The sequence below is a fragment of the Acidobacteriota bacterium genome (assembly GCA_016716435.1).
GTDB lineage: Bacteria > Acidobacteriota > Blastocatellia > Pyrinomonadales > Pyrinomonadaceae > OLB17.
The window spans coordinates 76,727-101,181 of sequence record JADJWI010000003.1; the positions used below are offsets into that span (position 1 = coordinate 76,727).

The 24,455-nt window shown below is 56.7% G+C and carries 22 protein-coding genes; 9 read left to right on the plus strand and 13 right to left on the minus strand.

What is annotated here, in order from left to right; translation table 11 throughout:
• From IPM21_03510 to lipB, 3 genes are read right to left on the minus strand one after another with little or no spacing between them, the layout of a single operon-like run.
• A complete protein-coding gene (locus IPM21_03510) occupies nucleotides 1-327 on the minus strand; it encodes a barstar family protein (protein ID MBK9162967.1) in 327 nt (108 codons plus the stop codon).
• Nucleotides 327-1,316 (minus strand): hypothetical protein, encoded by a 990-nt coding sequence (locus IPM21_03515; GenBank protein ID MBK9162968.1) that lies wholly within the window; start codon nucleotides 1,314-1,316, stop codon nucleotides 327-329. Before IPM21_03515 ends, IPM21_03510 begins: the two co-directional genes overlap by 1 nt.
• Nucleotides 1,317-1,340: 24 nt before the next feature.
• Entirely contained in the window at nucleotides 1,341-2,021 is a 681-nt protein-coding gene (lipB, locus tag IPM21_03520; GenBank protein ID MBK9162969.1) for a lipoyl(octanoyl) transferase LipB, read from the minus strand.
• Nucleotides 2,022-2,073: 52 nt separating this feature from the next.
• Here lipB and IPM21_03525 point away from each other — a divergent pair, with 52 nt between their 5' ends.
• Nucleotides 2,074-2,598: a hypothetical protein gene (locus tag IPM21_03525; GenBank protein ID MBK9162970.1), complete on the plus strand. Its 525-nt coding sequence runs from the start codon at nucleotides 2,074-2,076 to the stop codon at nucleotides 2,596-2,598.
• Here IPM21_03525 and IPM21_03530 read toward each other — a convergent pair.
• Nucleotides 2,595-3,257: a redoxin family protein gene (locus tag IPM21_03530; protein MBK9162971.1), complete on the minus strand. Its 663-nt coding sequence runs from the start codon at nucleotides 3,255-3,257 to the stop codon at nucleotides 2,595-2,597. The two genes, IPM21_03525 and IPM21_03530, sit on opposite strands and share 4 nt — an antisense overlap.
• A 64-nt stretch (nucleotides 3,258-3,321) precedes the next feature.
• The gene (locus IPM21_03535; GenBank protein ID MBK9162972.1) at nucleotides 3,322-3,846 is read right to left on the minus strand and encodes a PepSY domain-containing protein; all 525 of its coding nucleotides are present in this window, start codon (nucleotides 3,844-3,846) and stop codon (nucleotides 3,322-3,324) included.
• 93 nt (nucleotides 3,847-3,939) lie between these two features.
• Here IPM21_03535 and IPM21_03540 point away from each other — a divergent pair, with 93 nt between their 5' ends.
• The 4 genes from IPM21_03540 (at nucleotide 3,940) to IPM21_03555 (ending at nucleotide 7,825) form a co-directional block, all read left to right on the plus strand.
• Nucleotides 3,940-4,365, plus strand: a complete 426-nt coding sequence (locus IPM21_03540; protein MBK9162973.1) for a hypothetical protein — start codon at nucleotides 3,940-3,942, stop codon at nucleotides 4,363-4,365.
• A 1,277-nt stretch (nucleotides 4,366-5,642) separates the two neighbouring features.
• Nucleotides 5,643-6,173, plus strand: a complete 531-nt coding sequence (locus IPM21_03545; protein ID MBK9162974.1) for a hypothetical protein — start codon at nucleotides 5,643-5,645, stop codon at nucleotides 6,171-6,173.
• Nucleotides 6,174-6,231: 58 nt separating this feature from the next.
• Nucleotides 6,232-6,909 (plus strand): hypothetical protein, encoded by a 678-nt coding sequence (locus tag IPM21_03550; GenBank protein ID MBK9162975.1) that lies wholly within the window; start codon nucleotides 6,232-6,234, stop codon nucleotides 6,907-6,909.
• A 193-nt stretch (nucleotides 6,910-7,102) separates the two neighbouring features.
• A complete protein-coding gene (locus IPM21_03555; GenBank protein MBK9162976.1) occupies nucleotides 7,103-7,825 on the plus strand; it encodes a hypothetical protein in 723 nt (240 codons plus the stop codon).
• Between the two features lie 391 nt (nucleotides 7,826-8,216).
• On the opposite strand, the gene IPM21_03560 is transcribed toward IPM21_03555, so the two are convergent.
• Nucleotides 8,217-9,002, minus strand: a complete 786-nt coding sequence (locus IPM21_03560) for a ribonuclease Z (protein MBK9162977.1) — start codon at nucleotides 9,000-9,002, stop codon at nucleotides 8,217-8,219.
• Nucleotides 9,003-9,067: 65 nt separating this feature from the next.
• Here IPM21_03560 and IPM21_03565 point away from each other — a divergent pair, with 65 nt between their 5' ends.
• The gene (locus IPM21_03565; GenBank protein MBK9162978.1) at nucleotides 9,068-9,892 is read left to right on the plus strand and encodes a hypothetical protein; all 825 of its coding nucleotides are present in this window, start codon (nucleotides 9,068-9,070) and stop codon (nucleotides 9,890-9,892) included.
• Nucleotides 9,889-11,589: an NAD-binding protein gene (locus tag IPM21_03570; GenBank protein MBK9162979.1), complete on the plus strand. Its 1,701-nt coding sequence runs from the start codon at nucleotides 9,889-9,891 to the stop codon at nucleotides 11,587-11,589. Before IPM21_03565 ends, IPM21_03570 begins: the two co-directional genes overlap by 4 nt.
• Here IPM21_03570 and IPM21_03575 read toward each other — a convergent pair.
• Both IPM21_03575 and IPM21_03580 read right to left on the minus strand, forming a co-directional pair.
• Nucleotides 11,586-12,746, minus strand: coding sequence for an NAD(P)/FAD-dependent oxidoreductase (locus IPM21_03575; protein ID MBK9162980.1), 1,161 nt, complete (start codon nucleotides 12,744-12,746; stop codon nucleotides 11,586-11,588). The two genes, IPM21_03570 and IPM21_03575, sit on opposite strands and share 4 nt — an antisense overlap.
• Before the next feature lie 15 nt (nucleotides 12,747-12,761).
• Nucleotides 12,762-13,391 (minus strand): hypothetical protein, encoded by a 630-nt coding sequence (locus IPM21_03580; GenBank protein MBK9162981.1) that lies wholly within the window; start codon nucleotides 13,389-13,391, stop codon nucleotides 12,762-12,764.
• Nucleotides 13,392-13,493: 102 nt separating this feature from the next.
• On the opposite strand from IPM21_03580, the gene rfbD reads away from it, so the two are divergent.
• Nucleotides 13,494-14,345 (plus strand): dTDP-4-dehydrorhamnose reductase, encoded by an 852-nt coding sequence (gene rfbD / locus IPM21_03585; protein MBK9162982.1) that lies wholly within the window; start codon nucleotides 13,494-13,496, stop codon nucleotides 14,343-14,345.
• 4 nt (nucleotides 14,346-14,349) lie between these two features.
• Here the strand turns inward: rfbD and IPM21_03590 are convergent, their stop codons facing one another.
• Nucleotides 14,350-16,851, minus strand: coding sequence for a polysaccharide biosynthesis tyrosine autokinase (locus tag IPM21_03590; GenBank protein ID MBK9162983.1), 2,502 nt, complete (start codon nucleotides 16,849-16,851; stop codon nucleotides 14,350-14,352).
• A gap of 212 nt (nucleotides 16,852-17,063) precedes the next feature.
• Between IPM21_03590 and IPM21_03595 the strand changes: the two genes are divergently transcribed.
• Nucleotides 17,064-20,795 carry an FAD-dependent oxidoreductase gene (locus IPM21_03595; protein MBK9162984.1) on the plus strand — a complete coding sequence of 1,244 codons (3,732 nt, stop codon included), beginning with the start codon at nucleotides 17,064-17,066 and terminating at the stop codon, nucleotides 20,793-20,795.
• 69 nt (nucleotides 20,796-20,864) lie between these two features.
• Here IPM21_03595 and IPM21_03600 read toward each other — a convergent pair whose 3' ends face one another.
• The 4 genes from IPM21_03600 to IPM21_03615 form a co-directional block, all read right to left on the minus strand.
• On the minus strand, nucleotides 20,865-22,001 hold the full coding sequence (locus IPM21_03600) for a hypothetical protein (protein MBK9162985.1): 1,137 nt from the start codon (nucleotides 21,999-22,001) through the stop codon (nucleotides 20,865-20,867).
• 218 nt (nucleotides 22,002-22,219) lie between these two features.
• Nucleotides 22,220-22,852 carry a hypothetical protein gene (locus IPM21_03605; protein MBK9162986.1) on the minus strand — a complete coding sequence of 211 codons (633 nt, stop codon included), beginning with the start codon at nucleotides 22,850-22,852 and terminating at the stop codon, nucleotides 22,220-22,222.
• Nucleotides 22,853-22,902: 50 nt separating this feature from the next.
• On the minus strand, nucleotides 22,903-23,406 hold the full coding sequence (locus tag IPM21_03610) for a hypothetical protein (protein ID MBK9162987.1): 504 nt from the start codon (nucleotides 23,404-23,406) through the stop codon (nucleotides 22,903-22,905).
• Between the two features lie 28 nt (nucleotides 23,407-23,434).
• The gene (locus IPM21_03615) at nucleotides 23,435-24,448 is read right to left on the minus strand and encodes an asparaginase (GenBank protein ID MBK9162988.1); all 1,014 of its coding nucleotides are present in this window, start codon (nucleotides 24,446-24,448) and stop codon (nucleotides 23,435-23,437) included.
• Between the last annotated feature and the right edge of the window lie 7 nt (nucleotides 24,449-24,455).

The following is a 24,455-nucleotide window of genomic DNA, read 5'->3' on the forward strand; positions in this document are numbered from 1 at the left end:
CTAATTCACAAATACTAGCGACAGAGCCGGGGTTCTGCCGCTATCTGTGTAACGCTGATTAACGAAAGCCGAACAGTCGACAAAAGCATCGAAAATCTCCCGAAGTCTCGTTCGAAACGCCTCGGTCTCAGTGATTTCGATCTGCAACATCTCATCTGGTTTGATCAGAAATCTAGTCATCCCTTCTTCATCCAGACTCGACATGCAGTCGATCCAGGCATCCATGTTCTTTCCATAGAAATCGGGAAAGCCGAAAACTTCCATGCAGTATTCGTGGAAGGATTTCCAGTCTTGCACGTTAGAGCTTTCGAATCTAACCGCGGCCACTATTTGATTACCGTTATGTCTCGCGTCGTTGAGTTATACCCGCCGTTATCCACGACATTGCCGTCCTTATCGATGAGTTCGAGCTTGATCGTGTGCTTGCCGGCGGTCCAGCCCGCGAGCCACAGCGGTGCCCATTTCTCGATCATCTTCGGTTCGCCACCGTTGACCGAATAGCGTATTCGGTATTCGCCGCCGTCTCCGACGAGCTTAGCGTTCGCGAGCCAGAAGTCGATCATTATCGGGTCGGCGTCGGCCCCCTTGTATTCGCCCTTCGGCCGGCTGTAGGTGAGCAGCGGCTTGGTGGCGTCGATGGCTCCACCCGCAGAGGCCGGCATTTCCTTGCCTTCGGGCGTTGGTGCAGCGTTGGCATTTGAATTGGCATTTGCGGCCGGCGTAGCGTTCGCGTTTGAATTCGACATCGTCTGGCCAGAATTGGTCGTCGCCGGGAGGTCAAGATTCGCTCCGCCGTTCTTTACCGTAAACTTCACAACGTCAAACGCGTCCGCGTTCTTGTAGCTTTCATGCCAGGGCCGCGAGGCAAAGACCCGCAGCGTGTGCTCGCCGTCCGGGACGTTGCGGAGTTCGAATTCCTGGTCGATGTTGTAATAGGCCTCATAGGGCTGGTTATCGAGGATGACGTGAATGTGATTGCCCATCTTCGTCTCCGGGTCCATTCCCGGCCTGTAGCCCTTCAGATCGCCGCCAACCACGAGCTGCACGCGTACCGTCGAAGACTCGACCGTTGAGCCCTCGACCGGAGCGGTGATGCTAACCATCGGAGCGGCGGCATCCTGCTCGCCGCGGGCGGCCATCATGTCCTTGATCCGCTGCGGCACTTCTGCATCCGTCAGTATCAACGGGCCGGCCGGAGCGACGTTTGCATTGGCCGCGTTGTTATTGGTATGGCCCGAGTGATCCTCGGTGCCGGAGCCGCAAGCAGCCGCGAACGCGGCCACGGAGATCATAGTAAAGATAAGCAATTTTTTCATAATTTCCTCCCTGTAGTAAAAACATCAGGCTGCGGAAACAGCCGGAATTTCAATATCGCCGGTCACCTCCGCAACCCCAAAAACGTCCGCAAAATTCCGTATCAGCCGATCTTCAACCTCGGCCATCGGCACCTCGCGGCCGAGCAATCTTTCCATCGACGTGACGGGTTCACCCTCGCATGCGATGATCCAGTTGAAGTAGCTGAGGTCGGTATTCACATTGAGCGCAAAGCCGTGCGTCGTGACCCATCGCTTGATGTGGATACCGATCGCCGCAACCTTGCCCTCGGCGGTGTGCACACCCGTCAGCCCCTCGATCCGAAACGCTTCGATTCCGTAGTCGGCCATCGTTCGGATCAACACTTCCTCGATATCGCGGACGTACTTATGCACATCCTCGCGATCGGGCGAAAGGCTGATTATCGGGTAACCGACAATCTGGCCGAGCCCGTGATACGTCACCTTTCCGCCGCGATCGCTCTCAAAGACCTCTGCCCCGATCTGCCGTAGCACTTCGGCGGTCGCAAGCACGCCCGCCTCCTTCGCTCGCCGCCCGACCGTGTAGGTGTGCGGGTGCTCGAGCAGGAGCAGGTAGTCGCGTTCGCGTCGCTCGATGACCTCGCGCTCAAGCTCTTTCTGGAGCACGAGAGCCGTTTGGTAATCGATACGCGCAAGGCGTCGAACCTCAAGCGTGCGTTTTAGCATCTACCTCTATGATAAGATTTTCGCATAGCAATTTACAGGACGGACAAATTCAATGACCAAACGCTTCGCTTTTCTGCTCGCCTTCATTCTGCTCGGTTCGGCTGAGGCCGCCGATGCGCAAACGCGTCGGACGACCCGCCGACCCGCACCGCCAAAGGTAGTTACGAGCACCGCGCTTCCCACGAACGCGCTCGCCGAGCGTAAGGCCGGGGCTGAAAAAGCGGCGATCCAAATCAAAAATGTCAGCCGGTTCATTTTCCTGCTCGGCGGCGTGGCAAAGGGGATTGAGGACATTGACAAAGACCCTCGAGCGAACCGGGCGGCGAAAGATGCCAACGAGACCAACAAACGGGAGCTTGTCCAGGCGATCAGGAACCTCGAGGCCGGCCTGCAGGCACTTGAGATCGAGTTCCGGACAAAGGAAACGCTCAAAAAGAACGTGCCTATCATCGGCGGTATCACCGAGCTTGCCCGAACTTCGGGCGACCTAGCCGCGGCGGGGCGTTTGACCGAGGCCGGGCGGCCGCTCTTGACCGTGGTCGAAAAGCTCTCGGACACGCTAGTCGAAATGCCTTAGGGCTTTTGCAGCTTAGGCCCGGCGGTTGCGGGGTCGCAGGCCTCGACCGGTTCATTTCGGGCGCTTAACAACTCACTTCCCGTCTCAAGCCCGAGCTTTTGCCGAATGAACTTTTCGGCCTCGGGCTTGATCATTTCGCCATTGATGACCTTCGGCCGCGTGACGAGCACGTCGCCATCCGGCATGACCGCTGCGGGCTCGATAAAGACATACCAAGGCGTTCCCCATTTTCGCCTGTCGCCTGCCTCGCGGCGTTGCGTAAAGTGGACCGTCTTCTCGCGGTCGGCCGGTTTGTCGGTTTCATAGACCGATGGAAATGTGAGTTTTTTCTGCTCAAAGTGCTCGCGCATCTTCCGCAGCGAATCGTACTCGCCGACGCCGATTATCGCCAGGCCCTGATCGCCGTATTTTTCATCCAGCTCGCGGACGAAGTCCACGTCATGGGCCCAGTTCGGGCACCACGGGGCCCAATAAACGACCATCACGAACTTCTTGCCTTTGACGAACTCACGTAAGTTCGTCTCGCCTTCGCCATTCAAGTTCTTCCGGGTCCAATCCTTATAGGCAAAGTTGCCGTCGATGATCGGGGCCTGTTCGTATTGCCCAAATGCAACGGCCGCGGCCGCGAGGATGACGAAAAGTATCGATAAACGCTTCATAAAAACCTGCTTGAGAAAGATTATTGGTTCAGACGCAGTAACACAACCAAAAGTTGCAGATTGCCTACGCATCGCCGCCCTCCTGCAAGAGTTTCGACCGCCGCCCGAACAGCCGCCCGCCCCAATAGACAACATTGAGGTAAATACCAGTCAGCACCGAGAGCGTCGCGATGCCGGAAAGGATGAGTAGCAGCGGCACCTGCCAGCGGCCGGCAAAGAAATAGAAATGCGCCTCGCGGAAGAAACGCGTCCGGGCCGTAGGCGGCTTTGAAAACTCGGCAACGCCGGTCTCGGCGTCGATAAATATCGAATCTGCCCCGAGCCCGCCTATCGACTGATATTGCGGACGGCCGTCTTTCATCAGCAGCGTCAGCGCCGTTGTCGGGAGTTCGCGTCCGGCGAGCCGGTTGGCGCTTGCGATCGCCTCGGCCGGCGAAATGCGGACGCGCTCGGCAGCGATATTTTCGACCACGCCGCCCTCGACCGCGTTCGGGAGCGAGTAAAGAAATCCGCTCGCCGCCCAGCCGAGCAGCGGAATGGCGGCCGCGAGGCCGAGCAGAAGATGCAGTTTGTAGATAAAAGCTCGCATAATAAAAAGCCAGATTAACACACCCGCCGGCCGCCAATTTTGGCCCCGTGCGGATTAAATTCGGAGTGCGACTATGCTAATCTGAGAACACTTATGAGTGCTCCGACAGTTACCGAGATCTTCAAGCGTGCGCTTGAGCTTCGCGAAAAGAACCCGAACGCCGATTACCCGGCCCTGAAGTCGCAGTTGATCGGCGAGTATTCCGGCAAGCCGTTTCCGGACACCGCCTATCTGACCATCCCGGAATATGACAACATCGTGCCGGAAGAGGACTGGACCGCCGGGCTGCCTGTAACGCTCCGCGGCATTCAGAACGAGGACTGGAACGACGTCATTCATGGCATCATCATCAGCCTCGAGCAGGTCGAGAACTATCCGATCCAGTCCGGCCGCGAGGACGACCCGACCAAGGACTGGCGCAACCGAAGCTCGCGGATCGCCGAGGCCGAGGACAAGGTGACCGAAAAATGGATGCCCGAAGACCTGATGTCCCTCGCCAAACGAAATACTCATAACTGACCTCCTCTCCGCAGTTTCTGACCAGAAAGCGTCTCCGGCCGGGCCGGGAACGCTTTTTTCTTTTGGGCTGCGTGTTTCATTTTTTATAAGGGCCATAGGTTTCTGAAACGGTTGAAACGAATGAATGAAATGAAATGCCTGAAAGACGTGAAACGCTTGAAACGCTCTGGAGTTTTGAGTCCCGGCTTTAGCCGGCCTCTCGGATTCCGCATTCCGCATTCCACCTTCCGCATTTGGTAGTGTTCTGTTTTTTTCGGGCATCGCGCGTTCGCGGAAACGCCGTGAACACCGAAAACATCGCGAACATCTGGAACGATTGGGACGAATGGGACAGATGGGACATCTTGGACATCTGGGACACGCGGCCGGGATTGGGTCTTGGAGTTGTGGCTTTCTCTCGCATTGTCAATTGTTAATCGGACCATTGTTAATTGGTCAAAAATGGAGATTGGGCTTTGGTCTTTGGTCTTTGTTTTTTGCATTTTCACACTCGAACTTGGCATTCCTTTTAATTACGAATTACTAATTTCTAATTATTAATTGGCTGGAATGAAGGTGCTCCGGTCTGCTTCCCCGTTGCTCACTGCTCACTTCCTCCCGCTGTCCATTTTCTTAGGCCGTCAGACGAAATTGAATGGCGATCCGTGAGAAATGGAAGATATGGATGATATGGAAGGTGCGAGTTGTGATGTTGCGATGTTCGGAGTTCCAGCTTTAGCTGGCCTCCGGAACGCGGGCATCCTGCCCGCCGCAAGTAGGAACCACAAAAAAAGAAACGAAGAAACCGGAACTCAAGTTTGGCTTTCTCCTTTACCCTTTACCCTTTTTCCTTATTACGGAACACCCTCCCTACCGGTCGGGTTTCCGCCTGTGGTGACGCCCAACGCGTCGCGCGGCCCGACCGCGACGGAGGGCTCCGATGAAGGGGCCTGCACGTAAGTAAGGGCGGTTTCTCGAATTCGGAATTCGGAATGATGAATTCGGAATCTGGAATCTGGAATTTGGAATTTCCGATCCCTCTTGACTTCACTGCTACAATTATCCCAACAAGCCAACCGCCGCCCGGCCCGGAGCATCTTTGATGGTTGGAAACATGCAATTTCGAAAGCCGGACGAGATTATCATCGAGTCAAACGGAGCGAGCAATGTCAAACTTACTATCCGAGACAAGATGCGTTTGCGCTAAATCGATCATATTTTTCGTAGCTGCCCTATTCGTCGCATGTGGTGGCGCGAACCTTGATCCTCCTGGAAGGGCACAAGCTAGCAATACGCAGGTGCCAGTCGAACGTGACAAGGAAGACAGCCTTGCGAACAGGCTTTCGGCTCTGTATGACGCTAAGAATTGTCGTGGCTTCTTCGATACATTCCCAAGTTCTTTCTCGGAATTCGAACGACTTTACGGGTTCAACGATGCTACGAGTGAGAGCCCTCTTTATTCGAAGTATGAAAGACACGTTCAGTATTTCTTAAGTTGTCCGGACATTTCCATTCGCGAACGGCTCGAAAAGGCGATTGGCGTCGGAGTCGGCGGCAAATGGGATGCGGACGCTACAGCAAAGATACAGGAAGCAAGTTATGAATTGATCAAAGAGAATCCTGCAGAATCGGAAGAAATTCTAGACCGCTTGCCTGAAACGCAGGCGTCCTCGTTTTGGTTTTTCGTCCTTGATGGTCCGCACCCACAAGACAATGCGACCCTTGAAAAAGTGAATGTCCTGGTGAATGCGTTAGGCAAAGAATCGAAGCAATCACAGCTACTGACGGTGCAGCACCAAGAACTGCTCAGAAACGCGCGTTCACATTGAGACAGCTATGGATGCCCAAGTAAATTGGTATATGCAACGACGAAGGAGGTATTTGGTTGTGAATCGTACAGAGGGATCGAATGCATTTGATCTCACTTGCAGTTTTTCAGTGGTCGGTTTCATGGTAGTTGTCCTTGCTAGTTGGGTCGTTGGCCAGACAGTCGATGTTCGCGACACTAGCATGCCGAATGTTTATTTGTCCTTCGAGAATCAAAGGCAGTCAAATTCCGGAACTCGCGGCAAAAGGGATTCACTGTTCATTTTCCGAATTCATAATAATCTTTCGGTCCCGATCAATGTCGCGGCCAATTTCGACAATCGGTCTTCAGGTGAAATCGAGGATGGCTCCTACCAAATGCCAGACGGGAGACTTGGAACGTTTCTGAAATCCGGGGCAGAAGTAGAGCTGTGCTTTGACGCTGAGGGGCTTTTCGTCCCCCAAGGAAATACGACTCATAAAAAAGCGAAAGCCCCCGCGAATGAGTCTCTCAAGGACAGTTGTGATTTTCGTGTCAATGGAAAGCAACGAGCAGATCCTTTTGAAAGGGGCTATTGGATACGACCGGGAGAGTACGTTAGGTTTGCAGTTCCTTCGAAGATCATCAAGGCGAATACAAAACTCTTTACCGATTTCAGTTATCCTTGGGAGTTCCGCGACGGGATCATGAGACTGAATGAACCGCGGCATAGGGTGTATTTTTTCTATTATGATCTGCCTGTCGAGTTACTGCCGTAAGAGGACAAGATGAAGAGAGTTTAGACTCTGGCTTACGTTGATGTTCTCGCTGGTCTTGCTGGTTTCTGCCGTTTCCGCGCAGACGGGCGGCGTATGTGCGATGAATCCATCTGCGGAGAGATCTGTTCAAGCGGATGCGTTTTGCGGCCCGGCGGGATGCAAGCAGTTTGACTTTCAAGGCGTATCCTTTCGCGTGCCCAGAAATTTTGTTATCCGAAATGTGAATGGAATTGAGGGAACGAGCTTGGTCTCCGAGCATGATGACATTTTGCTTTCGGTTGACGTCCACCCGGACGCGTCACGGCCGACTTTCGAGAGGCGATTAGAGAGCTTTCGGGATGAGGTTTCGATTGTCGGAAACATTCGTTATTGGCGATGGGAGTTTGGTGAATTGACGGGCTGGAAACATTCGATCGGGGTCAATGTTTGGGATGACAGTAAAAATATGTACACGGCGTCGGTGATATTTCTGACGAAGTCACCCAACCACGTGGCTCTTGGAAAAGGAATCATTAATTCGGTTTGCTACGAGAAGAAGGAGCGGTCTGATTCTGGATCGACGATCGATCTTTGCGATATTCAAGCGAAGCCTTCGGAGTTTCTCAACAAAACGCTCGAGGTACGCGCCGACTACGTCGCGGGATTCGAAATGGGCTGGTTCGAGGACGTTCGTGGGTGTGATGCCAAGCAAACGAGTGCGATCGTTTATTTGTTTGACGAGGAATTCGCAAAGGCTACGGGGAAGGCCCAACACAGGCGCTTTGAGCGAAAACTCAAAATTCGGCGCGACGTAGGCTTGCCGCGTTCCGTTCGAGGTACTTATCGGATCCGGGTTGAACCCTATGCGAAAAGAAATGAGATGGATCGGCGTTTCGATTATCAGATTCGTGTCCTTGCGGCTGTAACGATCGAGTAGGATAGAGCTTCTCGTTCATGCAAGCACGTTCGATGCCAATGTCGTCGTCTTCAACGACTCGGTTTGGTGCTATGGCCCGACCCACGTCTTGCGACGTGGGCTACATCGATGGCGTCGTCTTCGACGAATTTGGCTTTTCTGCCTGCTGCATTCTGAGTTGGATGTTAAGCCCTTGCTTACGCGCAGGCTTCTGCATTGGAGCCCTTGCTTACGCGCAGGCCTCTGACACAAGCGGATTCCGCATTCATCATTCCGCATTCCCCATTAAGTTGCGCCCTCCCTTACGGTCGGGCTACTGACACGGTGCGAATTCCAGATTCCAAATTCCAGATTCCAAATTCGCATTCACAACTCACCATTTCACCACTCACTATTCAACATTAACTATTCATCATTCATCATTCCGCATTCCTAATTCCACCGTGAGTCCGTCTTGAGCTTCGAGGACGGTGCATGGGGGCGTCTGGTCGGCGAGTTCGGTGGTTAGGTCGGTGGTGTCCCATTCGGGGTAGAGGTGGGTGAGGACGGCTTGGCGGGGTTCGGCGCGGCGGATGAGCCACGTTGCCTCGGTGAGTTCGAGGTGTGACTCGACCGGCTTGTTGCGAACGAATGAGCACTCAAGAATGAAGAGATCGGCGTGGCGGGCAAAGGCGGCGAGCGGCTCGTGGAAGCCCGTATCAGATGTGAAGACGAGTGTACGCCCGGCGGCGTCGCGGAGGTGGATTGCGTGGCTCTCGGGCGTGTGCGGCGTTTTTGCTGTGACGGCGGTGAGGCCCGCGGCGATAGCGAACGGCTCGGAGGTCTCCGTTTCGATGATCTCGACCGGAAAGGACTGTTCGAGCAAGCGAAAATTGTTAACGCGGTCATAGGCGGCGACGATCTCGCTAATGCCCGCCGGGCCAAAGATGCGGAGCGGCTTTGTGCGGCCCGAGGTCTCCGGCGCGTACTTGATCGCAAAAAGCAGCGGAGCGAGTCCGCCGCAGTGGTCGAGGTGAAAGTGCGAGATCCAGATGGCGTCGAGCCCGGCCCAGTCGCAGCCCTCGGCGGGCATCCGGTGAATGGCCGAGGGTGCACAATCGAGGAGTACCTTCGCGTCCGACGTCTCTACCCAAATTGCCGAACTCGTCCGCCGCGGGTGCGGCACCGAGCTTCCCGAACCGAGTATCTTTACACGCATCAGCCGAATGATAGCAGAGCGAGGCTCTTTGCCCGCAAGCCGAGGTGGCGTAGAATCTAGGGCTTATGGATTCCGCATCGCCGGAAGAGCTGGAGCTCGAGAAAAAACTCCGCCTGCTTGAGCGGCTCAAGGATCGCCTCGCCGACCGCGAGGAGGACATGACGGACCTCCGCGAAGAGCTTGAGCGCTTTGAGGCCCGTTATACGATGGAGGTCGGGCGACTCTATGCCGAGCAGGACGAGCTTGAAGCCGAGATCGCCGAAGAAGAGCTAAAGCTTGTCCCGGACGATGAGGAAATTAAGAAACGCGTAGAGGAACTTCGCCGCCTCGCGGAGGAATCGGCCGCCCGCCTCAAGGCCGCCGAGGAGCACGAGCAGGACAGGTGGGAGCCGACCGCCGAGGCCCGCAAGGCCTATCACGACATCGCCCGTGTGATCCATCCGGACCTTGCCCTCGACGCGACCGAAAAGGAACGCCGGCACGGGCTGATGGCCGAGCTTAATCAGGCCTATGCCTCGGGCGATCAGCAGCGGCTCAACAAGCTCGTTGCCGAATATCGCGTAAGCCCGGAGACGGTCCGCGGCGATTCGGCGGGCGATTCGCTCGTCCGGGCGATCCGCCAGATCTATCAGATAAAGCGGCGGTTTGCCGAGCTCGATGTCGAACGCCGCGAGGCGGAGGCCTCAGAGCTTTACGAGCTCTTTCGCAAGTCGAAGATCGAGGCCGCCGAAGGCCGCGACATGCTCCGGCAAATGGCCGAGCGGGCCGGAACGCACATCCGCAAGACCGCCCGCCGGCTTGAGAACCTCCGGGCCGTTACCGCCGCACAGGAAGAGCACGTTCGCGAGACCTACGGGATGGACATCGGCGATTTCAGGAAGCAGAAATGAAATTTCTAGCAAGCCAGGTCAGCTATTTTCTTAACCAGCGGGAGAGCCGGCAGAACATTTCGGCGCTCGTTAAGTATCTGCTTTTTCTCGGATCGGTCATCACCTTTTACTCGGTGATGTTCCATTTCATAATGGCCTGGGTCGAGGGCAAGTACTTTTCGTGGATCACGGGTTTCTATTGGACGCTCGTGGTAATGACAACGCTCGGCTTCGGCGACATCACCTTTGAGAGCGACATCGGCCGGGCGTTCAGCTTGCTGGTACTCCTTTCGGGCGTTTTACTGCTGCTGATAATGCTGCCATTCGCGTTCATCCGGTATTTTTACGCGCCGTGGCTTGAGGCACAGATACATGCCCAATGCCCGCGTGAGGTTCCGCCCGATACGGCGGGCCATGTGATCATCTGCGGTTACGACGACATCGCCCCGACGCTGATAAAGCGGCTCAATCAGGCAGGCATTCCCTACTTTGTGATCGAAGAAGATGCCGCGGCCGGTGCCCAGCTTTTCCAGACCGGTGTTTCCGTGATCAACGGCAAGGTCGATGGCCGCGGCACCTATGAGCGGATGCGGGTCAGCCACGCAAAGCTCGTCTTTGCCAATCTGGCCGATACGACGAACACCAATATAACGCTCACCGTCCGCGAGGCGGCGCCGGACGTACCGATCGCGGCGACGGCGACCGACCCCGATTCGATCGACATACTAGAGCTAAGCGGAGCAACGCACGTGCTTGCGCTCAAGCAGCAGCTCGGCGAACAGATCGCGAACCGGATAAGCGTCGGCGACGACCGCGCTCATGTTGTCGGTCGTTTCGGCGCATGGACGGTCGCGGAATTCACCGTCCACAGCACCACGCTCGAGGGAAAACACATCCGCGAAACGGGCGTCCGCGAAGCGACGGGCGTAAACATCGTCGGGGTTTGGCGTCGGGGCAGGCTGCTTAAGGCCGAGCCCGAACATCTGCTCGCAGATTCTGACGTTCCGGTAGCAGTCGGGACCGAAGAACAGATCGGCGCACTGGAGCTGTTTCTTGACCGGCAGCAACCGCTCGCCGGTTCGGTGCTGATCCTGGGCGGCGGCAAGGTCGGCCGTGCGGCTGCGGAAGCGCTCAAAAAGAAGGGCCTGACGGTATATATGGTCGAACGCGAGGCCGGCCGCTGCGCTCCGATAAGCGAGTCGCTTGACCGGCTGACGACCGGCGACGCCGCCGACCGCGAGACGTTGATGCGCGGCGGGCTGATGGAAGCTTCGCTCGTTCTGCTGACGACGAACGACGACGCGGTGAACATTTACCTCTCGATCTATTGCCGGCGGCTCAACCCCGAAGTAAGGATAATCAGCCGCATCACACACGACCGGAACCTTGAGGCGATACATCGTGCGGGTGCGGATTTTGTCTTGAGCTATGCACCGCTCGGGGCCGAATCGGTGATGGCGATCGTGCAAGGGCGGCAGGCGTTCGTTATGGGCGAGGGCGTTGAATTCTTTGCGGCGGCGGTGCCGGACAGCCTCGTTGGCAAAACGCTGATGGAAAGCGAGATCGGCGAGAAGACGGGACTGTTGGTGCTTGGCATAGAGGAAGGCAAAAAGATGATCGCGAATCCGCCGCCCGCGACGAAACTCCCGGCCGGCGGCATGCTCGATATGCTCGGGACGAACGAACAACTCCAGGCCTTCAGGGACGCCTTCGGCTAGACGGCAGTGCCGGCGGCATGGCCGGATGCCCACGCCCACTGAAAATTATAGCCACCGAGCCAGCCTGTAACATCAACGACCTCGCCGATGAAATAAAGCCCCGGCACGCGTTTCGCTTCCATCGTCTGCGATGAAAGCTCGCGGGTCGAAACGCCGCCGAACGTCACCTCGGCCTTGTCCCAACCCTCCGTCTCAGTAAACGTCCGCCGCCAGCGGTGAAGCTCTGCCTCGATCATTTCGATGTCGCGGTTGCTCAGCTCATTGAGCGGCTTTTGCGGCAGGCGGCCGGCGGTGAAGATCTCGACAAAACGCTCGGGCAAAAAGCCCTTCAAAAAGTTATCAAGCCGCTGCCGGCTTCGGCGATTCTCATTTACTGCCGTGGCGATATCCTGCGCAGGCAGAAGGTTAAACTCGACCTCGCCGCCGGGCGACCAATAGTTTGAGGCCTGAAGGATCGCCGGGCCGGAGAGCCCGCGGTGTGTGAAGAGAATATTCTCGCGAAAGCTGTGCGCGCCCGCCGTGACCTCGGCATCGATCGAAATACCGGCGAGCCCGCGAAACTCATTCGCCCCCGAAAAAACGAGCGGCACAAGCGACGGCCGCGTCTCCTCGATCGCGAGGCCGAACTGCCGGGCGATGCCGTAGCCGAAGCCGGTGGCGCCGATCTTTGGGAAGGATGGCCCGCCGGTGGCAATGACGAGCGCTTCGCTCTCAAATATTCCGCGGGAAGTGCGAACGACGAAGTGCTTGTCTTTCTCGATCCGCTCGACGCTCGTGTCGGTCTTGATCTCGACCCGCGAAGTGCGGCACTCGGCGAGCAGCATATCGACGATCTCATGCGAGCGGCCGCGACAGAAAAGCTGGCCGAGCTTTTTCTCGTAATACTCGATGCGGTGGCGTTTGACCAATTCGACAAAGTCGGTGGGCGTATAGCGGGCGAGGGCCGAGCGGGCGAAGTGCGGATTGCGCGAGACGAAGTTCTCGGCCGTCGTGTTGAGATTGGTAAAGTTGCAACGGCCGCCGCCGGAGATGACGATCTTGCGGCCGACCTCGGCATTGTGCTCGACGACGAGCACGCGACGCCCTCGTCGGCCAGCCGCGATAGCGCAAAAAAGCCCCGCGGCCCCGCCTCCGATGATGATGACGTCAGCCTTCACCGGCAACAACGCAAGCTACTTAGCAAAGAGCCGGATCACTTCATTCATCAGCTCGTCAAAGGCTTCATTAGTTTCGCCCGCGGGCGTCGGTGGGCGGGTCACCCGGATCTTGATGAAATGATTCTTGTAAACGAAAAGATAGATCTCCGATTCAAGCCCTGTCCTGTTTGCGGAAAGTGTGTAGAGGGTGTAAAGCGCCTCAACGCCATCTCCTTCGCCGATCGTGATCGTGCCGGAGCGGATCTCGCGTACGTTTTGATAATAGCCCGCATCGGCCGCCGCTGCTATATCTGACCTCGCTTGGGTCATCTGGCCGGCGACCGGCCCTGTCAGGCTGTCCGAGATCGTTTTCAGCCCGCCGTTGTAAACATAAAATGTAACGCGGCCGTTTTCACTCGAGTCATACGAAACGCTATAACCGAGTGCGGCGGTCGGGTAGCGCGTTATCGAGCTCTTCTCCCAGCCATCGACCTCGGGAAACTCGACCTTACCGTCAAAGGGCTTGTCCGTCTCGAGCTTGTACTTCTGCTCGGCGGGCGGCGTTGACTGCGGCATCGGCTTTGGCGGCGGTTGTGGCTTCGCTTGCGCGGCGGCAACCATCGCAAGGGCGAGGATCGAAAGAATTGTGGTAGTTAAATGCTTCATTTTGTCTCTCCGTGATGGCTCAGATATTGATCGCACGGGAAAGCGTAAACCAAGCGTTCGGCTTGGTCAATATCTATGCGCTATTCTTGTAGCCTAAATACAATGCTGACTTTGATAACAGGTGCCAACGGGATGGTTGCCCGGGCGGCGAGGGAATATTGCGAAAGTATCGGCGATGAGGTGCACGCGTTTGCTCGAGCTGAGCTCGACATCGCGGATGCTGACGCCGTGCGGCAGACGATCGAGCGGCTGCGGCCGGACGCGATCTTGAACTGTGCGGCGTTTACCGACGTTGACGGTGCCGAAGCCCAAGTCGAGGCGTGCTATGCGGCAAACGTTGAGGGCGTCCGGAATCTCGCCCGCTCGGCGGCCGACTTTGACGCGCGGTTCGTTACCATCTCGACCGATTATGTTTTCAGCGGCGAGAAGGAAGGCCTTTACACCGAGGACGATCTGCCGGAGCCGAAAGGCGTTTACGCCGTCTCAAAATTCGAAGGCGAGCTGGCCGCCGCTGAGGCAAACCCGGAGGCGGTCGTCGTCCGCTCGGGCTGGATCTATGGCCGCGGCGGGACGAACTTTTTGAGTGTTATGCATCGCTTGCTCGGCGAAGGGAAAGCGATCAAGGCCATCAGCGATTCATACGGTACGCCGACCTACGCCGGCGACCTTGCCCGGCGAATGCGCGAACTTGCCGCGAGCGACTTCACCGGCGTCATCCACGTTACGAATGCAGGCGAGGGAACAAGCTACTCAGGCTTTGCGAAAAAGCTGGCGGAGCTTGGCGGATTTGACGCTTCGCTCATCGAGGACGTCTCGGGGGAAACGCTCAAGCGGCCGGCACCGCGGCCAAAGAGTTCAAAGCTTGGCTCGGTCCGCGAGGTAAAAAGCTTGGGCGCCCTTCCCGATTGGGAGGACGCCCTTAAGCGATTCCTTGCGACGGCAAATGTCAGCTAAAAGCTTAAGCCTTGTCGTTCGAGCCGTTGCCGTTTGTTTCAGTGTCCATCCTGGGCGTTGAGGTATCATCCTCGGCGTTCTTGTAATAGTCGTAATAGCCCGCGCCGTAGTAGCCGTACTCGACCGAGCCCTGCTTGATGCCGTTGAGCACCACGCCGTAGATGCGTGCACCGATATTGCCAAGCCGCTGCTTGAACCGCCGCATCAGGTGGAGCGAACTCTTGCCCGCCATCGCCACCAAGATGACCCCATCGACCTGTGTCGAGAGAATGGCTGCGTCGGTAAACGAAATGGCCGGCGGCGAATCGATGATGACGTGCTTATACTTGCTCCGGAGAAACTGAAGCAGGTTGCGCATCTCGTTCGAGCTCAAAAGCTCGGCCGGGTTTGGCGGGATCGGCCCGCTGGTTATCACCTTAAGCCGCGGAAGATCGCGGCAGGCCTTGATCAGGTTCTTGGTATTTCGGTCGCCCGAGAGATAGTTGGTCAGCCCTTCGGAATTCTCTAGGTCGAAATAGTTATGGATCCGCGGCCGGCGAAGGTCGCAATCGACGATGATGACGTCAACATCGGCCTGAGCGAGCGTGATCGCCGTATTGATGGCGGTGGTCGTCTTGCCCTCGGAGGGTTGCGACGAGGTTACCAGGATCGATTGCGGCGGCTTACCGGCGGATGAGAACAGGAGCGATGTTCGCAGGTGGCGATATGCCTCGGCCATCGGCGATTGGCGCTCATCGAGCGCGACAAGGCTTGTAACCGGATTGCCGCCATTCTCGGCAGCAAGCCGCAGCCGCTTTTTTTCCGAGCCGAAATAGTGCGGGATGAGGGCAAGGGTCGGAAGACCGAGCTGGCGGCCGATGTCCTCAGAGGTCTTGACCGAATCGTCGAGATAATCAAGCAGGAACGCCAGGCCGATGCCCGCAGCAAACGAGAGCAACAAGGCAACGATGATGTTGCGGATGCGGTTCGGGCCGACCTTATTTGACGTCTCGGCCGCACCGGCCATCTTGATATTGTCCGGCGTGCTGTTGGCAATGGCTAGTTCCTGTTCCTTGAGTCGCTGGGTATAGGTATCGAGCAGGTTCCGCTTGGTTTCGATGTCGCGTTTGAGCGTCGTCAGCCGCGTCTGCGCCTGGCCTTGTAGGTTGGCTAGTGCAGCTTCGCGATCGTAGGCGGACTGGGCTTGGCCTTCCTCTTTCCGCTTTGCCTCAAGCTGTGCCCGGAGCGCGGTCAACGCTCCGCCGACGGCTTCGCGTTCGATCTTTTTCTGGTCGCGGTCGATGATCGCGGTGACCTCTTGTTCGGTCCGCGTGCGGGTTTCCTTGAGAGAGGTGATCCGCTCCGCCATCTTCTTCACTTCCGGATACTCGGGCGTGTAGCGGACGAGCAGTTCGGACCTTTCGGTCTCGGCCTGTTGGATCTGCTTATCGATATTGCGGATGTCGTCCTGCAGCTTTGCCTTGCGCTCATTGTTGAGCCGCATCGTGTCCTGAAAGATCTTGTTCTCGTAAAGGTCGGGAATGTTCATCCCTTCGCCGCGTTGGCTTGCGGCAAGTGCGGCGTTATAGCGGCTCTCAAGCTGCCGCCGCGTTTCCATCGTCTTGAGGTAGGTTTCGCTTAGCGACCCGAGGCGGCTGGCGGCGAGGTCCTGGCCTTTCTCCTGCAGGGGCAAATTGCTCTCGCGCATCGCGGCGATCAGCTCAAGTTCCTGCTCGGCGATGGTCCGCGAGAGGTCTTCCATCGATTTCTCAAGGTCCTCTTTAGCGCGTATCGCACCTTCCATTTCACGCTGGGCATGCTGGCGGATGAAGACCTCGGGCAGCTTGTTTGCAACCACCTTGGCAAGTTCCTGATTTTTGCTCCGCACCTTTACATCGACGAGGTTCGTCCGCTCAATAGTTGTTGCCGAAACCGAGAATAGCCCCGAATAACTAATAACGCGGGCCTCTTCTTCCGGAGAAAGCACGGGTTTCGTGTCTTCGGTAACCGGAACTTCACTCAGGACTGGCAGCGTGCTTTGCTTCTCGCCCTCGGGTTCAGAACCGGCAAAGATCGAGGAAAAGCCGCTGAACATTCCACCGCCGCCGCCCGCAAGGTTTGGGTCACGATAAAGCCCGAGCTCTTTGACGAGCTCTTTCCTGATGTCAGGGCTTTGCAGAAGCTGGAGCTGCGTCGCCATGTAATTGGCATCGCCGCCGAAATTGATATTGATGGAGTCCTTTGAGGTGACCTTCGGCCGCCGCGGCTCGATCACCATCTTCGAAACCGCCTCGTACTGGTTCGGCTGGCGAAACATATAAAATGCGGCAGCTGAGGTGACGATCGCCATCAACGCCAGGATCAACGGAAGCCGCTTCATGACTACCGTCAGGTAATTCTGGAGGTTTCGCCGGCCCTCGGAGACCGGATCGTCGTACATCGGCAAATAGCTCTGCTGATATTCGGGTGCCGCTGTTCGTATTTCGCCGGCCCTCGGCAATGGAGCTAGCCGCTGTTCCTGTTCCATAAAAGCTCTAAACTGAACGAGATCAATAATATCGGGGGAAATCTCGTGCAAACTTGTTTTATACCATATTCCGCCCGCATTTACACGGTTTTTCCGTCTGACAACTTAACTGGGACTCGATCGCAGGGCCTCAAGTTTTGTTGGCCTTTCGGGCGCGGTGATAGAATAAAAAGTTGAATTTATTTACGTGATCTTCACGAATATATATCTATATGACGCCATTTTCCGAGATAAATAATAATGCCGACGGGTTCGACTTCGAACTCGGCATCGACGGTTATAATTTCTCAGATCTTTATGATGCAGAGAAGCTCCGAGAGCTTGCCGAAAAGTTCTACGCCGAGGTCGCCGAAAAGGAACCCGTGCTCGGCGATGCCTTGCAGAAATACATTGCCGCCCGCGGCGAGGGCTTCGAGCGAAGGGTCGAATCAAAGATATTGACCGATGCCGCACCGTTTCTTTCTGACTTTGTCGGGCGGATCTTTCGTATCTCGCGGGAACGCGAGGCGATCGAGAAAGCCATCCTCGAACAGGACCCGATCTGGAAATACAAGTTCTTTGTCCAGCGGCGAGCGATCAAGTCCTATAAGCCTGAGTCGATAGCCGAGCTTAACCTCAATGAGCTGAATTTGGCCGTCACCGAAATGCGGAACCGGGCATTTGATGAGACGCTCGTCTTTGATGATGAGCTTGGCATTGCCACGATGGCCGCCCGGTTGACCGAGGCCGAAGAGGCATTCCAGAAAGACCCGAATGCGAACGGAGCAAACAAGGCAGCGGTCGATAACATTCAGGCCCTTTACGACAGACAGAAGGATCAAGCATTCGGCAAGGTCTTTACCGAGCACATTATCAAAACGGACGCGACGGGCGAGATGCTTACCGTAAAGGCAGCACTTTCGATCCTCGAAGCTTGGTCGGCGGCCGAGTTCTACAAGAAAGAAAAGCGTTGGAAGGCGTTCAAAACTCCGCACGCGCTCGACTATCAGAACCTCGTTCATCTGATCCACCCGGAACCGAAGCTCCACAACATAATGCGCGGGAGCGAGGAAGAACTTCGTCGGCGCGACGGCTTTAAGCTGACGGACGACCGTGGCACGATGCGCGACGCGCTCTACGAGATCGATTACTGCATGATCTGCCACGAGCGCGAAAAGGACGCCTGTTCGACCGGGCTCCGCGAGCCCTCAGGCGAGCCAAAGCGCAACCCGCTCGGCATCAAGACCGAAGGCTGCCCGCTCGACGAACGCATCTCGGAAATGCACCTGCTCAAAAAGCAGGGCGACCCGATCGGAAGCCTCGCGATCATCACCATCGATAACCCGATGTGTGCCGGAACCGGCCACCGCATCTGCAACGACTGTATGAAGGGCTGCATCTTCCAAAAGCAGGAGCCGGTCAACATCCCTTTGGCCGAGACGGCTTCGCTGACGGACGTGCTCGACCTGCCCTATGGCTTTGAGATCTATAGCCTTCTAACGCGATGGAACCCGCTCAATGCGAAACGCCCGTTTGCACTGCCTTACAACGGCAAGAACGTGCTTGTCGTCGGGCTCGGGCCGGCCGGTTACACGCTCTCGCAATATCTGCTCAACGAAGGTTTTGGCGTGGTCGGCATCGATGGCCTCAAGATCGAGCCGCTCCCGGACGAATGGACCGGCAAGCTCGGAACCGAGTGCCCGCGGCCGGTGAAAGATATTTCGGAGATCACGGAAGAGCTTGATGAGCGAATTCTCTCGGGCTTTGGCGGCGTTTCGGAATACGGCATCACGGTTCGCTGGGACAAGAATTTTCTGACGATGGTCCAGCTTTTGCTCCAGCGGCGGAAACGCTTTCGGGCTTACGGCGGCGTCCGCTTTGGCGGGACGGTGACGATCGAGGACGCATGGGATTTTGGTTTTGATCATATCGCGATCGCGACCGGTGCCGGCCGCCCGACCATCGTCCCGATGAAAAACAACCTGATCCGCGGCATTCGCCAGGCTTCGGACTTCCTGATGTCGCTCCAGCTTACGGGTGCCTTCAAGAAAGACACGCTCTCGAACCTGCAGGTGCGGCTGCCGGCGGTGGTCATCGGCGGCGGGCTTACTGGAGTCGACACGGCGACCGAGCTTTTCGCTTACTATCCGGTGCAGGTCGAAAAGATGCTCGCGAAATACGAAGACGTTATCGCCGAATTTGGCGAGGAAGCGACGCTTGCAAACTTTGACGCCGAAGAGCGGGCAATGATGCTCGAATTTCTCGACCACGGCCGCATGATCCGGGCCGAGCGCAAGCGTGCCGCGGCCGCTGGAGTAGAACCGAATTTCGTCCCGCTTGTGCGTTCATGGGGCGGCGTTTCGCTTGTTTACCGAAAGCGGCTGCAGGATTCGCCCGCCTATCGGCTCAACCACGAGGAAGTGCAGAAAGCACTCGAGGAAGGTATCAACATCGTCGAGTTGATGTCGCCGACCGAGGCTGTGCCGGACGAGTTTGGGGCGGTGAAGGCCTTGAAGTTTGAGGCCGTCAATTACGACGCCGAGACCGGTAAGTTCGCGAACTCCGGCGAGATACACGAATTCCCTGCGAGGACGGTCTGCGTGGCCGCGGGCACCTCGCCGAACGTCATCTATGAGAAGGAAAAGCCGGGAACATTCCAGCTTGATGAATGGCGGCAGTTCTTTAAGCCGTTCAAAGTCCAGCGGAACGGCGACGGCAAACCGTACGTGGCCGAGGCTGCAAAGGGCGAGCCGGCGTTCTTTACCTCATACGAGCACGAGGGCAAATTTATCTCCTACTACGGCGACAATCACCCGCAGTATGCCGGCAATGTCGTAAAGGCGATGGCCTCGGCAAAGCACGGGTATTCGAAAGTGGTCGAGCTTTTTGCCGATGAATTTGCCGAACAAGGCGCGGTGCCGCAGAAGGAACGCGATGCGATCTTCGACAAGCTCATCGCCACGCTCGACGAAGAGCTTCGGGCTTACGTTGTGAAGGTCGTAAGGCTGACGCCGACCATCGTCGATGTCATCGTAAAGGCTCCGCTGCAGGCGAGGAAATTTGAGCCCGGGCAGTTCTACCGGCTGCAGAATTTTGAGACGCAGGCACCGGTCGTCGACGGCACACGGCTGATGATGGAAGGGCTTGCACTGACGGGTGCATGGGTCGATGAAAAGGCCGGGCTGCTTTCAATGATCGTGCTCGAGATGGGCACATCCTCGCGGCTCTGCTCGCTCCTGAAGGAAGGCGAGGAAGTGCTCGTAATGGGCCCGACCGGAACTCCGACCGAGATACCGGAGAACGAGACGGTCCTGCTTGCGGGCGGAGGCCTCGGCAACGCGGTGCTCTTTTCGATCGCACGTGCCTTGAGGGAAAAGCACAACAAGGTCGTTTACTTTGCCGGCTACAAAAACAGCGCCGACCTCTTCAAACGCGAGGAAATAGAGAACGCGACCGACCAGGTGATCTGGGCGACGGACGCGGGCGATTTTATCGAACCGCACCGGCCGCAGGACGCCCACTACCGCGGCAATATCGTCCAGGCGATGGTGGCATATGCCGAGGGCGGGCTCGGCGAGCAAACCGTGAACTTGGGTGAGATCGACCGCATCATCGCCATCGGGTCTGACCGGATGATGAACGGCGTCCGCGAGGCACGCCACAGCGTGCTCAAGCCTTTCCTGAAAGAGCAGCACGTTGCCATCGGCTCAATAAACAGCCCGATGCAATGCATGATGAAGGAGGTCTGTGCACAGTGTCTGCAGCGGCACGTCAACCCGCACACCGGCGAGGAGTTCTTCGTCTTCTCATGCTTTAACCAGGATCAGCACCTCGACTTCGTCGATTTCAAGAACCTAAACGACCGTCTCCGGGCCAACAGCGTTCAAGAGAAACTAACGAACCTCTGGCTGGACCGTGCATTTGGAAAGGAGGAATTCAAGAGGCTTTACGGAAAAGCTGCTTAGTCGTACAACGTTCTAGAGATCGCGGCGGGTCGCCATGCCCGCCGCCCTTTTTTGCCGGATCCACTACCACTATTTCCCTTTCGGTTTCACCAATCTGAGGTTCCAGGTGATCTTCGTTTTGCCGTCAGGTGAAGAGTGCGACCCGGAGAGTCTGTCCCTGTTCTTTGCGTCGACCTTACCTTCGGCATCAAAACTTGTCGGCTGAAGCTTGCCTTCCGGAAGTGACTGCGGTTCTTCCTGGGTCGGCGGCTTTTCGGATGGGCATCCGGAATAGTTGCGTCTGGTCTCGTACTTGCCATAGATGACGCCGGCCGGGGCGTTTACCTTGATGCTGTAGCTGCCGTCGCTGTCTATCGAGATAAAGACCGGCATCGTATCGGTGCCCTGGCCGAGCTGGGTCGTCGTCTCAGTATATTCCTCGCTGAAATTTGTAAAGTATGGATTTTTCCCGGGCTCGCGGCAGCGAACCTCACCGCTGGAATTCGAGCTTTTCCCGAATGTGAATTGCGTTCTTTGCATTACGCGGGCCTTCGGCGAGTTGACTGAAGCTCCAGCCGCGGGAGCTCCGCTAAGCGACGCCTTGATGGTGTGCTGCATATTGGAGGTTTCAGTCGTCCTGCGTTTGACGTTTCTTCTCACAGCATGGGCGGCTCCGCTGTCATCTGTCGTCTTTGTTTCGCTACTCGAAAAGACGTAATTGACCGTGCCGGTCCAGTGCGGCTTGCACGTGTCGGCAAGATAAGGGCCGAGGTCACGCACCAATTGTTCCGCCACCTCGCTTTCGCTTCCGGTTTCCCGGGCGACCGCTCTTGCGGATGTGGTGTCAATTACGGAACCCGAATAGACCGTCGTGCCACCGGGGCCGGGCAGTGCCTGCACATTCATGATCATTCCGGCGCCGAGCCGTTCGCCCAACGCTTTCAGCACATCAGATGGATCGCCGCCCTCAAGGAGCTCACGCTCGCGCTCATCCTGCAAGGCATCGCGCAAATCCTGATCATCCATGGTTTCGACGCATGGTTTTGCATTTTCGAGAGCCGACCGGAATTTATCGCGGAGGCCTTTGGTCGCATTCTCTCCGCCGTTGGCCGGAGAGGTCGTATCGTGAATAACTATCGACGACGCTTTCCCCTGAGCCTTGGAGCCCTCCGCAAGAGAGAAGATGACGACGAAAACGAGGAAAAAGTATAGAGTGTACGGCCTCATTGAAGCGACCTCCCGGGCTGCGTGCAGCAACCCGTTACACCTCCAGTTTCGTCCTTTTATTTCGATAGAATGTGACCGCGGTCACCTGTGCGGAAGATGATCAAAACGATCCCCGCTCGGGCTCTATCGCAGATCGAATTTCGCCGACCGCGTCGCCGCGGCGGTTTTGTATCGGCATTGGCGCGAGTTCTGGTGTCAGCCGGGCAAAACGACCGATCTCACGCGACCCAGAACGTCCCCGAACTCCAAACGGTACTCCAGTCCCTTTTTGTCCTTTGCAACAAGTAGGTTGAATCGAACCCGCTGCATGCAAATTCACCTTTCACCCTTACCAAAGCAAATCCATTTCCAATGGCGACGCGTGAGAGTTGATAATATCCGCCCGCCTCAGGAAACTTTCGGTAGAATGGCTGCCAATGTGTACTACCGCATGTGTCGATCACCGTGAGTAAGTTCTTCTTTTTCGCATCTTCGATTCGCCGCTCATTCTCGGCCCTTCCTTCAAGAAAAAGCCGGTCGAGTTCACCCTGCGATACGAGGTCGTAAGCCCTTGAGTATCGGCCGGGAGGCAATTTCCGTTCGATGCGATACTGCGAACGGTTCAAAAGCTTGAAGCGATCGACCAAGCCTTTGAACTTTCTGGCCGTCGGAAAGCTGGCGGGTTCTGATCTGAAAGTTTGGTCGATGATCACAAAACCTGATTCATTCGAGTAGGTCTGACTCCTTTCCGCGTAGATCGTCCGAAGAACTGCACCGTAAACGGCGTATTCCGACGGAGAAGGCCCCGTTTGACCGAATCCCGGACAAACAAGGAAAAGAAAGAAAACGAAAATAGTCCTTGTTTTCAGCATCGCCTTTGAGCGTTCTCTATTTGATGCAGCTCTCAACCCAACCGATAGTATCACTGCGGGGGTTTGGCCACTTTCCGAAGCACACGGATCAGACGACGAGTGTTTTTCTCAATTATCTGCCAGTTCCACAGGGACGGAGACCCTAATTCGGGGTTGATATCGGACCACGTGTCCGCACCTTTCCGGGATTCTACGCTGAATGAGCAGCTAATATTGTCGATGTCGGTTAGTGTTACCTGAAACGCGATCAACCCCCATCCCGCCATCACATACCGAAAAGTCGCCCCATTGCACTTCTTCGGGTTGAGTTCGACACGACGCTTTCTCACCACGCCATTCGATCCGGGATACCGCAGCGCACAGAAAATAAATTTATGCTTTTCGTTGTTAACCAGTTTGGCGGCAATTAGCTGTTGTAGTGATTCTCTCGTAGGAAAATGCCGGACGTCGGACTCGAACTCTGAATACACCTCGAAAACCTCCGGGTCGCCTTTGTAGACAGCCTCGGAAATTAATTCGAGCGATTCAAGTGTGATCTTCTCCTCACGTTGCATACTGCCAGTTCACTAATGGAAACTCCCATCATAATGCCACACAAGCGATGATCCTTCCGACTTCGTCGCCGCGGCGGTTTTTTATGGGCATTGGCGAGAGGTCGGGGAGGGCTTCGGGGGTGATGAGGCCGAGTTGTTTTAGGATGGCGGCGGAGGCGACGGGACGGGCACGGCGGTCGTCGCCGTCCTCGACCTTGAGCCCGATGGCGAGCCCTGTTGGGTATGCTTCGCTTGGCAGGACACCGCAGAGCCAAAGGCCCTCGGCGCCGACCTTTGAGATGATGCGGCCTTCGGCAGCTTGCATCAGCATGGTGTCGAGCCGGTCGGTGCCGCCGATCAGCTCGGGGTTTTTCACCATCGCCGAGACGACCCTTCCGCAGGCGGCCTTGAGGTCGCGAGAGAAATGGTCGGGCGGCGAGATGAGGTTCATAAAGCCGCGGGCCATCGCGACAAGCGGCAGGGCAAAGTTTGGTGCGGCGCAGCCATCGATGGCGGTCTTGATCTTCGCTGCCGGGACTTCGGTGATCGCTGCGACGGCCTTCAGTATCTCCGCTTGAACCGGATTCTCCGGCGAATCGTAGCTCGTGATGTCGGCCCCGATGTGCTTGGCGAGGGCGAGCATCGCAGCGTGCTTGCCGGAGCAATTGTTGTGAAGCTCGGTCGGATATTCGCCGGCCCGCTGCATCCGCTCGGCCTCTTTGTCGTAAAAGGGCAGGTGCGTTCCGCAGCGAAGATGTATCTCCGAAAGGCCGATCCGCTCAAGCATTAGCTGTGCGATGCGGACGTGGCGAGCCTCGCCGGAGTGCGAGGCTGAGGCGAGTGCGATCTCCTCTTCCGAGAAGCCAGCGGCGTCCGCGGCACCGCTCGTAAGGCACGGCAAGACCTGAAAAGGCTTGGCCGCCGAGCGGATGAACGTGACCGTTTTGGGGCTGCCTTCGGAGGCGATCTCGCGGCCTTCGCCATCGATGATCACGTAGTGGCCGCGATGGACCGATTCCACCACATCGCCGCGAAAGACCTTTGCCAGAACCTTTGAAGCCATAGTAATT

Coding starts and splice junctions, on each gene's coding strand:
- IPM21_03515 (MBK9162968.1), bottom strand. CDS start 1,316: ATGAAAAAATTGCTTATCTTTACTATGATCTCCGTGGCCGCGTTCGCG.
- lipB (MBK9162969.1), bottom strand. CDS start 2,021: ATGCTAAAACGCACGCTTGAGGTTCGACGCCTTGCGCGTATCGATTAC.
- IPM21_03525 (MBK9162970.1), top strand. CDS start 2,074: ATGACCAAACGCTTCGCTTTTCTGCTCGCCTTCATTCTGCTCGGTTCG.
- IPM21_03530 (MBK9162971.1), bottom strand. CDS start 3,257: ATGAAGCGTTTATCGATACTTTTCGTCATCCTCGCGGCCGCGGCCGTT.
- IPM21_03535 (MBK9162972.1), bottom strand. CDS start 3,846: ATGCGAGCTTTTATCTACAAACTGCATCTTCTGCTCGGCCTCGCGGCC.
- IPM21_03540 (MBK9162973.1), top strand. CDS start 3,940: ATGAGTGCTCCGACAGTTACCGAGATCTTCAAGCGTGCGCTTGAGCTT.
- IPM21_03560 (MBK9162977.1), bottom strand. CDS start 9,002: ATGCGTGTAAAGATACTCGGTTCGGGAAGCTCGGTGCCGCACCCGCGG.
- IPM21_03565 (MBK9162978.1), top strand. CDS start 9,068: ATGGATTCCGCATCGCCGGAAGAGCTGGAGCTCGAGAAAAAACTCCGC.
- IPM21_03570 (MBK9162979.1), top strand. CDS start 9,889: ATGAAATTTCTAGCAAGCCAGGTCAGCTATTTTCTTAACCAGCGGGAG.
- IPM21_03580 (MBK9162981.1), bottom strand. CDS start 13,391: ATGAAGCATTTAACTACCACAATTCTTTCGATCCTCGCCCTTGCGATG.
- rfbD (MBK9162982.1), top strand. CDS start 13,494: ATGCTGACTTTGATAACAGGTGCCAACGGGATGGTTGCCCGGGCGGCG.
- IPM21_03590 (MBK9162983.1), bottom strand. CDS start 16,851: ATGGAACAGGAACAGCGGCTAGCTCCATTGCCGAGGGCCGGCGAAATA.
- IPM21_03595 (MBK9162984.1), top strand. CDS start 17,064: ATGACGCCATTTTCCGAGATAAATAATAATGCCGACGGGTTCGACTTC.
- IPM21_03600 (MBK9162985.1), bottom strand. CDS start 22,001: ATGAGGCCGTACACTCTATACTTTTTCCTCGTTTTCGTCGTCATCTTC.
- IPM21_03605 (MBK9162986.1), bottom strand. CDS start 22,852: ATGCTGAAAACAAGGACTATTTTCGTTTTCTTTCTTTTCCTTGTTTGT.
- IPM21_03610 (MBK9162987.1), bottom strand. CDS start 23,406: ATGCAACGTGAGGAGAAGATCACACTTGAATCGCTCGAATTAATTTCC.
- IPM21_03615 (MBK9162988.1), bottom strand. CDS start 24,448: ATGGCTTCAAAGGTTCTGGCAAAGGTCTTTCGCGGCGATGTGGTGGAA.